The organism is Bdellovibrio bacteriovorus (assembly GCF_001592755.1).
Lineage (GTDB): Bacteria > Bdellovibrionota > Bdellovibrionia > Bdellovibrionales > Bdellovibrionaceae > Bdellovibrio > Bdellovibrio bacteriovorus_E.
Map to the genome: position 1 here is coordinate 185,277 of NZ_LUKF01000012.1, position 8,260 is coordinate 193,536.

Sequence of the window (8,260 nt, forward strand, 5' to 3'; positions counted from 1 at the left end):
AGCAAAAGGGGTGGAGGTTTTATGAAATCCCTGTTTTTGCTGTTGAGCTTGATGGCTACCAATGCCTTTGCTGCCGCGGATTCCGTGGGTGTGTTTCATCGTCCTGAAAAAGTGGTTGTTCTGGTGAACGAGCACGGCAGTCAGGGTCGTTTGCAGGGCTTTATGGATGCTCTTCAAGCTCAAGACCAACTTCTTTGGCTGTCACAAGATGAAAGCATCAAGATTCAATGCGGTCGTAATGCAACCGATGCCAGCTGTACTTTCCGTTTCTTTCCTTCAGACAGTGTGAGTGTGGAATCGCGCTCCGTAAACGCTTTCACAGAAGGAAAAAGCCTGGCGAAAAATCCTTATGAAATGCACTTCGAAAGCTCCAACGGCGATAAATTTACTTTGAAAGTAGAAGAACAAGGGATTTCGTTCTGGGGAAGTAAGAAGCCGCTTTAAGGTCCAGTCTATAAATCAAAGTCCTGTTTAAAAGGGGCTTTGAAAAACCAAAAAGGCCAAGAGACAATGTCTCTATGGCCTTTTTCTTTTTCCTGACATTCTCTTTTCTTGCGGGCGCCGCTGAGCCGGACAACTTTTCGGCCCGTCATTCTCCCAACACTGTTGTTGCTAATGCGGATATCAACCGTGTTGTGAATTCCGTTCTTTCTTTGGCAACCGATCAGTTTCAGGCTCGAAATCGCTGTGATCGCGAAAAATTCCTGCAGTTTTTAGAAGACGACTTAGACCGCAACTTTCCTAAAGTGGATAATTATATTTATTTAAATGCTCCTTTTGCGGGTCCCAAGTCCTATGAGGAAACGCCGCTGAATAAATTCCGTGGTTATGGAAAAGTTTTTTTCTCTCCGTCCGTCAAATTGGAAGTGAAAGGTAAAAGCTTCTTTGTCGGCTTAGATAAGATAGATCACTTTTTTTCCCACGGATACCTCTACTGGCAAATGGCCGGAAAAAAAGGGAAGCTCGATAAAGAGAAAGTTCAAAACGCACTGCAAGTGGGAATAGAACAAGAAAATGGTCCGTGGGGCTTAAAGAGCTCTGGCGTAAAATCTTACGCGGACTTAGCGGCAAATTATGCAGGTTTAAGTTTTTGGAGCCAGCTTTTAGACGGCCCGTCACCGATGATTGTCTGCGAAAATGGACGCTTTGTTCAGAAACGTTCTTTTGATATCGCAAACTACTTCTCCGAAGCCATGGATGAAACGATTAACTGCAATAGTTACGCGACAAAGGAAATGCTATCGGCAGTAGAAAAAATGACGGCCCCTTGGAATATGGAATGTCCTGTAAAGGCGAAGGCCTGTGACGAACTCAAAAAGAATTACCCTGCTGATGTGGCAAGTAAAATTCTGCACCCACGTTGCCTGGGGACGGGTGATTCACAGTTAGAAGAGGCTTCTGCAAAAACCACGAAAGACATTATCGATATGGCGGGCGCCGCGGTTTCCGGTGGTCCGCAGTACTTGCTTTTTAAGATGTTTGGTCAAAACAAAAAGCACCAAGCGCAACCTCAGGGTGCAAACGCGGGTGGAGGCCAACGATGAATAAATCGCAGATGCTGGCTTTTGCCTTCTTAGTATCAATGAGTGCGACAGCGGTTTCTCAAGGCGATTTAGGGACGGCACAGAAAACCTGGGATCACTATAAGAACTGTCATGCCTTCAAAGACGATGATACCAAACTTATTAACTGCACTGAACCTGCCATCGAAAGCAAGCTGTCGCGTCCTGAAAAGCTCAAGCTGCTTGAGTTCTTGATATTAGGCTACGACTTCAGCGAACTTAGAAAGTGCCGCAAAGAAGACCGCGTGCAACCGACGCGACCCTTAGCGACGTCCCAATACTTCTGCATGGACGTCAAAGGAAGCGAAAAATCCATGCAAGGTTATGTCGAGTTTATAAAAGAAAAAGGCTCTGCAAAAATCAGAGCCCTTAAGTTTTCATTTTAATTAAAAGATCACACTGTCAGGAAGGCCCAAGCGAGCTGCGATAATACGCACGATCTCGGAAGCATTTTCTTCCAGCGCTCGTTCGGTCACATTAAAGACGGGCCAGCGACGATTCTGTTTAAAGATCTTTTCCGCGTACTCAATTTCTTTAGCGATATGGGACATGGAAGCGTACTCGCCACCAGGGTCTTGACCGAATTTTTCCAAACGACTTTTGCGGATTCTTTGCAGAGACTCCATATCGATGATTAAGCCTACGATACGACGTTGATCGATTTTGAAAAGTTCCTCTGGCAAAGGAGTATCTAAGACCATAGGAACGTTCGCCACTTTCCAACCTTTATGGCTTAGAAAGATGGATAGCGGTGTTTTACTGGTACGAGAAATACCAACAAGCACGATGTCCGCTTTATCAAGTTCCGCAAACGTTTTACCGTCATCATGTTTCACGGTGTACTCAATGGCTTCGATGCGTTTAAAGTAGCGCTCGTCGACCGCTCGTAAGGCGCCGACGTGAGACTCTGAGTGTTCACCAAAGAAAGTATCCAAGGTTCCTAAGAGCGGTCCCAAAAGATCGAAGTAGGGAATGCCTTTTCCAGAAGCGATCTCGCGGATTTTATTTCTTAGCTGCTGGCTGGCTACGGTGTAAGCCAACATCCCACGGCGTTCGAAGCACTCTTCGATCACGGCTTCAGCTTGAGTTTCCGTGCGCACATTTTTACAACGAATGATATTGATATCTTTGGTTGAATACTGAACCAAAGCGGCGCGAATCATCGTCGCGGCTGTTTCACCTGTAGAATCTGAAAGAATATAGATCGTGTAGGTTTTGTTATCAGCGTCGCTCATTAGTCAGCAAATCCGTTGATCAATGCCCGGCGCACGTTTTCGATATGATCCTTCAACCACAGGTCAGCAAAACCAGAGAATAAAATAAACGCAAAGTCCGGGCTGGCTTTAATCAAAAGACACGTCGTTTTATTTTCGGGATCCAAGTGTTGCAACTGAAGCTTTTCCAGCATCGCACGCGAATCTGTTTTAAGAACAGACAGCAAAGTCATATCCGGAATTTTCACGATAGCTTTTCCATTGTTTTTTAAAAGCTGTGTGCTGCCTTTGTGAAAAGAAGCTTGAGCTTTCCATTGGCCATCATGATTTTCCAACAAGATGCCGGAATCAAAAAGCATTGCTAGTCGAGAAAACACGACAATCGCACGATCAATATGATCTTCAGGAAGACCTTGAGAAATTCCGCGCACCAAAGCCAGGTCGCGAGAAGCTTCAAAAAGAGCCGCGTGGTTTTCGCTCTCTTCCACTTTGTTTTCAAAATCATTGTCCAAGAAAGACTCTAAACGTCTTTGCACCATTGAAATTTTTGAAACCAGTGTTTGAGATAATTTTTCCATGAACAACGCTCCTCACTTTCATTGTGAGAAAGAAAAGCGCGTTAATCAAGCACGACGGTGAAATCTTGGAAGCTGTGGTGAACTTGCCATTCTTGTTGAACTTTCCCGGCACTTTGTCCAGGTGGCAAGAAGAGACGCAAAGAAGGCTCTTTCAGTTTATGCCAAACTTCAAAAACTTGCGCGATCCAAGGCCCTAAGTTGTCCTGCCATGGAACGATAACCACCCACTTGTTCGGCAAAAGTTCTTCCGAAGCGATCATCAAAGGATGGGATGTTTTAACAGCGAATTGGACTTTAGGAAGTTCGGTTTCGGACAGAACTTCTTGAAGGTAATTAGGAATTGAAGGAGACACGTGGCGCGAGGCTTTGCACAATTGGAAATTCAAATACCAATCTAAGCGCGCTGTCCATTGTGATTTCTCAAGATCCGGTACGATCCACAGCTCTGAGCCGGGATTGAAAGCACTGGCTTGAGAAAGCACACTTAATGCCATTAGTGAGCCTTACCCACTTGATCCAGCAAACCATTGACGAAGCTTGCGGATTCCGTAGTTCCGAATTTTTTGGCGATTTCAACGGCCTCGTTGATCGCGATGTTTTCTTTGATGGGATCTGCGGCAAACTTCATTTCATAAACCGCGACACGCAAGATATTGCGATCGATCGTCGCCATGCGCTCTACTTTCCAATGCGCACTGGAAGCTTGGATTTTAGAATCAATCGCGGCTTTGTTGGATTGAACGCCCGTAACCAAAAGATCGGCGTAAGAAATCACTTCAGGGTCGACAGATTGTTCGAAGACATCAAGAAATGTTTGGTAGCTGATCTGAGGTGCGAACTCAGTTTGAAATAGGATTTGGAGTGCGAGTTCGCGGGCTTGTCGTCTTGCTGTCAGTTTCATTATTCGGCTTCTTTTCGTTTTCTACAAAGTTCATCGCTGTCAGGCTTAATTGTGGATTATTTGCATCGACAAAATCAAGCAGTTCAGCGTCTTCCAAAGTCTCAACAAATTCTTGAACGTCTTTGAAAGTTCGGTACACGCTCGCGAAGCGGATGTAAGCCACGTCGTCGAGTTGTTTAAGTTCAGCCATGACCTTCTTGCCGATCAAGCGTGAAGAGATTTCTGATTCTCCACGATTCACAACCCAGGAAGAGATTCTTTCCACCACGGCATCAATCTGTGCCAAGCCCACCGGGCGTTTTTGGCAGGCCGCTTGAAGACCTTTTAAGATTTTCTCTTTGCTGTAAGGTTCACGACGTCCGTCTTTTTTAATGATGAACGGAAAGGCGAGCATGATAGTTTCTACGGTTGAAAAACGAGCCTTACACTCAAGGCATTCACGACGGCGGCGGATGCTACCATCTTTTTGCACTCTCGTGTCTAGTACTCTGTCATCAGCATGTCCACAGAAGGGGCATTTCATAGTCTTTGGTCCCGCCTTAAACTCGCCTGGAGATTAGGGAGCCGCCGCTAGAGAGTCAATCATCAATTCACCGCGCTTGGGCCAGTCTTATATGTCCACGTGCGTCATGCGCTTAACACCATTGGTAAAAGTTAGTTACACTGAAGACTCAGAATTGAGGTGCGTGTGAAGACTTTTCTCATCATGATTTTGCCCTTGTTAGTTGGTTCCGTTGCTGTGGCTCAGGATTCTCAGCCCGTGGTGGGACGTGATGCCGCCGCGAAATACTTCCAAAAAAGAGAACCTTCGCAAAATTACGGCGGCGGCTATGGCGGAGGCGCCCAGGATCACTATCTCGCATTGCATATCGGTCGCTATATGGGTTCTCAGTCCTACGATTGGGGCAAGAACGGCCAAGAGGATGATGTCGGCAAAATGAACTTCGGCGTCACTTACCGTGTCGGGGAATGGCAGAACTCAATGGATTTGAATCTGCGCCTGGATTACACGGAATTCGATTTGGGTGGTGAGACGCCTTCGAAATTGTCTTTTTTGCCACTTCTGACTTTTCCTGACGCCTCTTCACGTTTTCCACTTTATTTCGGAGCGGGTGTGGGACTGGGAGTTTTTTTCAAACAGGCTTCCAGCAAATCTGCTCTCTCTTTGGATTATCAGCTCGTAGCGGGGGCTCGTTTCTTTGATATTTTTGAAAACACTGGCTTCTTCATCGAAGCTGGATTAAAAAACCACATCCTTTTGCTCTCTTCAGGCCAGTTTAACGGAACCTTCCTCGCTGGCGGATTGGTATTTACGTTTTGAAAATTCATAAGCACTTAGTTGGAACTATTATTGACGCCCTTGATGAAGTCTTTGAACAAGGGCAGTACGCAGACAAAGTTATTCAGCGCAATCTGAAAGCCCAAAAACAATGGGGCGCGCGGGACCGTCGTTTCTTTGCGGAAAGCATTTATGAAATCGTTCGTTGGGAACGTCTTTTGGCGTATCTTGTGGACGACAATGATTTCTGGAAAATCTGGGCCGCTTACTGGATTCGTCAGGGAAATGAACTGCCTGAGTGGGATGAAGTCGCCGACGTCGACGTGAAAGCCGTTCAAGCTCGTCTTAAAGACATGCCTTCCTTCGCGATCGCACAATCCATTCCAGATTGGATGGCGGCTCGTTTAGAAAAAGAGTTGGGGCCTAGTTATAAAGAAACTGTGCGCGCTTTGAATCAGCCTGCGGAGGTTTTCTTACGCACAAATACGTTGAAAACAGATCCCGACACTCTTTTGAAAACTCTTTCAGAGGCGGGGATTTCAGCGACGAAAGTGTCTGCGGATTTGCCTCATGCTTTGAAGTTAACGGAAAGAAAAAACGTCTTTATCACGCAGCCATTTAAAGATGGCTTGTTTGAAGTTCAAGACGCCGCTTCGCAAATGGTTGTTCCTTTATTGGACGTGCAACCAGGTCACCGTGTGGTGGATGCGTGTGCGGGGGCCGGTGGAAAAAGTCTGCACATGGCTTCGCTCATGAAGAACAAAGGGAAGATTATTTCCTTAGATATTCACGAGTGGAAGTTGCAGGAATTGAAAGTGCGTGCTCGTCGTGATGGCGTTGACGTGATTGAGACGCGTTTGATTGATTCAACGAAAGTTATTAAGCGCATGTACGAATCGGCGGATCGTCTTTTGTTAGATGTGCCTTGTTCGGGAATGGGTGTTTTGCGCCGCAATCCTGATACGAAGTGGAAACTGACGAACGAGGAAATTGATCGTCTGCATGCCCTTCAGTACGAAATTCTGACGAGTTATTCTCCGATGACGAAGAAGGGCGGCAAGATGGTTTACGCCACTTGCAGTTTGCTTCCGAGTGAGAATGAAAAACAGATCGAAAGATTCTTGGCAGAGCGCGGGGACGACTGGACTTTGATTAAGCAAATGCACTTACGTCCAGAGGTGGAAGGCTTTGACGGATTCTACGCGGCTCTTCTGGAGCGTCGTAAGTAGAAAAAATGACTCATAATGCGAAGGATGTAATTGATCCTTCGCTGGTTTCTGCCGATAAAGATTCTGTGAAGAAATTCGTTCTGCTTCTAATATTCCTAGTTTCTACATCCGCCTCTGCGGGCACCCTGGTTGAATTGGGTGGCACTTATATGTCTGACAATCTGTCGACCAGTGAGGCGAAAAAATCTTCGAAGTATTTCTATAACGTCGGTGTTCTTTTTAGTCTTAAAAAACACATCTGGGGCGGGTGGAATTACTCTGGCATCTCTCACACGGACAGTGGCGATGAAGAATTGAGTTTTTCTTCTCAAGATACCGGTCCTTATTTGAAATGGCAGTTTGGTCGTAACGAACTTTACAGTTTGGGGGCCGCTTATAACATTTTAAGCCGCGCTTCTTTCAAAAGTGGCAGCGACACAGAAACCTGGCAGGGAACCAGCTTCTGGCTTCAATTTGCCGTCGCCCCGGAAGTTCGTGAGGGCTTTCACATCGGTGCTTCATTAAATTATTATCTGGCAAGCTACACAAAGAAGACTGTGGACAATGTTGAATCCAGCACGTCGAACTCAAAATCCTGGATATTTCCAATGCTTATGCTAACTAAAGAATGGTAACGCAACGCGCGCTCTTTTCGTTGGCACACTTCTTTTTCATTTGAAAGCTCGTATTCAGCTTGATAGAACCCTCGGCAACAATTTAAGGGGGTCCACAATGATTCGTTCTCTAGTAGCAATGGCTTTGACTTTGGGAATGGCTACTTCTGCTTTCGCAGCAGACAACGCTTATTTCGAAATCAAAAAAGTAAAAGTTACTGACGTCACTGAGCAATACGCTCCACAAATGGAATTGTTCGCGAAAAAAGCGAATGGTTTGAATGCAGACTGCAACTCTTCTCAAATGCCTTTGGCGCCAAAATTCACTGGCGACAGAACATTGGGTTCTGTGAATCCTCTAGACGCTGTTGAATTGATCGTAGATCAAATCATCAACATCGGTAAAAAAATCTTCAACGTGATTAATGCGGGTCGCCCCGTTGTAAACATCAACTTGGACACTGCAAACGCTCTTCCAAAAGGTTTGTCTTGCTGGTCAGATCTTTCTGGTTGGAACATCCCTCAATCTAAAGTTTACAACGTTCAATACGAAAATGGTTTCGGTATGACAGTTGTAGATTTCACTTACCGTGTCACTTACACTGCGGGTGGTTCTGCTGACGGTATCGGTAAATACATCACAAACGCGACTTTCCAACCTGCGAACGTATCTGTAGGCTGGGGCTTCCAATTGGACGCTACGGCGGTAATCCCTTCTGTATTCAACACAGGTTCAAAACGTGATCCAGTTGCAGGAATGCAAATGAACATGGAATGGAAAGTGACTTCGCCAATGGCTCACGAACAGTCTACAGAGACTTACTTCGTAAGCGGCGAAAACAAACTAGTACACATGGACTAGTCTGAGCCACCGGTAAACGCGCAAGCGAAGCTGATCAGAGAT

General features: G+C 45.8%; 12 protein-coding genes. 7 read left to right on the forward strand and 5 right to left on the reverse strand.

What is annotated here, in order from left to right:
- Positions 1 to 21 precede the first annotated feature (21 nt).
- From AZI85_RS07615 to AZI85_RS07625, 3 genes are all read left to right on the forward strand, one after another.
- On the forward strand, positions 22 to 444 hold the full coding sequence (locus AZI85_RS07615) for a hypothetical protein (protein ID WP_063208950.1): 423 nt from the start codon (positions 22 to 24) through the stop codon (positions 442 to 444).
- A gap of 74 nt (positions 445 to 518) precedes the next feature.
- Positions 519 to 1,544 carry a hypothetical protein gene (locus tag AZI85_RS07620; RefSeq protein ID WP_063243518.1) on the forward strand — a complete coding sequence of 342 codons (1,026 nt, stop codon included), beginning with the start codon at positions 519 to 521 and terminating at the stop codon, positions 1,542 to 1,544.
- Positions 1,541 to 1,948, forward strand: coding sequence for a hypothetical protein (locus AZI85_RS07625; RefSeq protein ID WP_063243519.1), 408 nt, complete (start codon positions 1,541 to 1,543; stop codon positions 1,946 to 1,948). Before AZI85_RS07620 ends, AZI85_RS07625 begins: the two co-directional genes overlap by 4 nt.
- Here the strand turns inward: AZI85_RS07625 and AZI85_RS07630 are convergent, their stop codons facing one another.
- From AZI85_RS07630 to nrdR, 5 genes are read right to left on the reverse strand one after another with little or no spacing between them, the layout of a single operon-like run.
- Positions 1,949 to 2,797 carry a pyruvate, water dikinase regulatory protein gene (locus tag AZI85_RS07630; protein ID WP_063243520.1) on the reverse strand — a complete coding sequence of 283 codons (849 nt, stop codon included), beginning with the start codon at positions 2,795 to 2,797 and terminating at the stop codon, positions 1,949 to 1,951.
- Positions 2,797 to 3,354 (reverse strand): hypothetical protein, encoded by a 558-nt coding sequence (locus AZI85_RS07635; protein ID WP_063243521.1) that lies wholly within the window; start codon positions 3,352 to 3,354, stop codon positions 2,797 to 2,799. The genes AZI85_RS07630 and AZI85_RS07635 overlap by 1 nt, the downstream gene beginning before the upstream one ends.
- A 41-nt stretch (positions 3,355 to 3,395) precedes the next feature.
- The gene (locus tag AZI85_RS07640; protein ID WP_063243522.1) at positions 3,396 to 3,848 is read right to left on the reverse strand and encodes a hypothetical protein; all 453 of its coding nucleotides are present in this window, start codon (positions 3,846 to 3,848) and stop codon (positions 3,396 to 3,398) included.
- The gene (gene nusB / locus AZI85_RS07645) at positions 3,848 to 4,255 is read right to left on the reverse strand and encodes a transcription antitermination factor NusB (protein WP_063208956.1); all 408 of its coding nucleotides are present in this window, start codon (positions 4,253 to 4,255) and stop codon (positions 3,848 to 3,850) included. The genes AZI85_RS07640 and nusB overlap by 1 nt, the downstream gene beginning before the upstream one ends.
- Positions 4,194 to 4,778, reverse strand: a complete 585-nt coding sequence (nrdR, locus tag AZI85_RS07650) for a transcriptional regulator NrdR (protein ID WP_063243523.1) — start codon at positions 4,776 to 4,778, stop codon at positions 4,194 to 4,196. Before nrdR ends, nusB begins: the two co-directional genes overlap by 62 nt.
- 165 nt (positions 4,779 to 4,943) lie before the next feature.
- Here nrdR and AZI85_RS07655 point away from each other — a divergent pair, with 165 nt between their 5' ends.
- From AZI85_RS07655 to AZI85_RS07670, 4 genes are all read left to right on the forward strand, one after another.
- Positions 4,944 to 5,576: a hypothetical protein gene (locus AZI85_RS07655; protein ID WP_253720899.1), complete on the forward strand. Its 633-nt coding sequence runs from the start codon at positions 4,944 to 4,946 to the stop codon at positions 5,574 to 5,576.
- On the forward strand, positions 5,573 to 6,763 hold the full coding sequence (locus AZI85_RS07660; RefSeq protein ID WP_063243524.1) for an RsmB/NOP family class I SAM-dependent RNA methyltransferase: 1,191 nt from the start codon (positions 5,573 to 5,575) through the stop codon (positions 6,761 to 6,763). The genes AZI85_RS07655 and AZI85_RS07660 overlap by 4 nt, the downstream gene beginning before the upstream one ends.
- A 5-nt stretch (positions 6,764 to 6,768) precedes the next feature.
- Entirely contained in the window at positions 6,769 to 7,377 is a 609-nt protein-coding gene (locus tag AZI85_RS07665; protein ID WP_253720900.1) for a hypothetical protein, read from the forward strand.
- Between the two features lie 97 nt (positions 7,378 to 7,474).
- The gene (locus tag AZI85_RS07670; protein ID WP_063243525.1) at positions 7,475 to 8,218 is read left to right on the forward strand and encodes a hypothetical protein; all 744 of its coding nucleotides are present in this window, start codon (positions 7,475 to 7,477) and stop codon (positions 8,216 to 8,218) included.
- The last annotated feature ends 42 nt before the right edge of the window (positions 8,219 to 8,260 follow it).

Coding starts and splice junctions, on each gene's coding strand:
- AZI85_RS07640 (WP_063243522.1), bottom strand. CDS start 3,848: ATGGCATTAAGTGTGCTTTCTCAAGCCAGTGCTTTCAATCCCGGCTCA.
- AZI85_RS07625 (WP_063243519.1), top strand. CDS start 1,541: ATGAATAAATCGCAGATGCTGGCTTTTGCCTTCTTAGTATCAATGAGT.
- AZI85_RS07630 (WP_063243520.1), bottom strand. CDS start 2,797: ATGAGCGACGCTGATAACAAAACCTACACGATCTATATTCTTTCAGAT.
- AZI85_RS07670 (WP_063243525.1), top strand. CDS start 7,475: ATGATTCGTTCTCTAGTAGCAATGGCTTTGACTTTGGGAATGGCTACT.
- AZI85_RS07635 (WP_063243521.1), bottom strand. CDS start 3,354: ATGGAAAAATTATCTCAAACACTGGTTTCAAAAATTTCAATGGTGCAA.
- nusB (WP_063208956.1), bottom strand. CDS start 4,255: ATGAAACTGACAGCAAGACGACAAGCCCGCGAACTCGCACTCCAAATC.
- AZI85_RS07620 (WP_063243518.1), top strand. CDS start 519: ATGGCCTTTTTCTTTTTCCTGACATTCTCTTTTCTTGCGGGCGCCGCT.
- nrdR (WP_063243523.1), bottom strand. CDS start 4,778: ATGAAATGCCCCTTCTGTGGACATGCTGATGACAGAGTACTAGACACG.
- AZI85_RS07615 (WP_063208950.1), top strand. CDS start 22: ATGAAATCCCTGTTTTTGCTGTTGAGCTTGATGGCTACCAATGCCTTT.
- AZI85_RS07665 (WP_253720900.1), top strand. CDS start 6,769: ATGACTCATAATGCGAAGGATGTAATTGATCCTTCGCTGGTTTCTGCC.